A 1113-nucleotide genomic window follows, 5' to 3' on the forward strand; every position below is an offset into this window, starting at 1 on the left:
GCTTCAAATCCTCCTCGTGCTCATAATTCTGATAGGCCTCCTCAATGGTGTCGTAGAGGTCGGCCAGGACGGGGTAGTCGGTAGAAGTCATCCGGGAGAAGTCGGTGGCGTCGCTGATGCCCCACTTACGGTAGAGCCGCTCCACCATCAGCTCCAGGGTATCGATGTGGGGGGTGTCGAAATCCTTGTAGACACGGAAGATGTCCCGCAGGAAGGAGATGTGCTGGGCCAGCAGAGTACCCCGGAAGGCGTCTGGCGCGTCAGGGTCATCCGGCTCGCTGCCATCGTCCCAGTGTCTGGGCTCCAGCAGATTGATGCGGATCCTGCCGCTGAGCAGATCCACGAAGCTGCCCCCCAGGTTGCCGCACAGCTCCTCCATCTCATGCTCCGAATCCAGGGAGATAACGGACTTGCCGGACTCCAGCACATTACACAGCAGGAACTTCAAAAGGTAGCTCTTGCCCTGCCCGCTGTTGCCCAGGATCAGGGCGCTGGCGTTGGTCTTGTCGCCGGTTCTCCGGTCCAGGTCCACGATGATATTGGAGCCATATTTCTCGTTGCCCAGGTAAAAACCGCAGGGATCCGTCTTGCCTGAATAGCTCATGGGGTAGAGGTTGGCCACACTGGAGGCGGGCAGGACGCGCTCGGCAAAGGCGCCAAAAACGTTATGGCCCGCCGGATTGGAGGAGAGGAAGCCATCCCTCTGCCGCAGGAACAGAGGGTCCGCCCCCAGCTTGGCACGGAGCAGCATGGCATTGACCTGATCCCGCAGGGTGCGCAGCTGTTCCGCCGTAGCCGCACTCAGCTCAAGAAAGACCGAACAGTGGATCAGCGGCTCCTGTTCCCGGCGAAGGGTGTTGATGAGGGCGGCCACATCCTGGAGCTTGGCCTCCGCCGTGACGCTCTGCTTCATGTTGTTCAGGTTGCCACGCTCCATCCAGCTCTTGTTGGTGGCTGTGTGGAGAATGGCATTCTCCTCCGCGGGCGTGACTTGACGGGCGGCCAGGTGCAGCGTCACACCCCCCAGCTCTCCCAGCTGACTCAGGAGGGCCAGCTGCTCCGTCGTGGGGGGATAGCTGCGCAGCACCATCACAGAGCGGTAGGTGCCGCCCA

The 1113-nt window shown here is 61.5% G+C and carries 1 pseudogene; it reads right to left on the minus strand.

Features of this window, described 5'->3' with window-relative positions:
* Positions 1-1113: pseudogene (locus E0E41_RS18695) on the minus strand (type VI secretion protein); the annotation flags it as partial.

This window comes from Intestinimonas massiliensis (ex Afouda et al. 2020) (genome assembly GCF_900626285.1).
GTDB classification, from domain to species: domain Bacteria; phylum Bacillota; class Clostridia; order Oscillospirales; family Oscillospiraceae; genus Flavonifractor; species Flavonifractor massiliensis_A.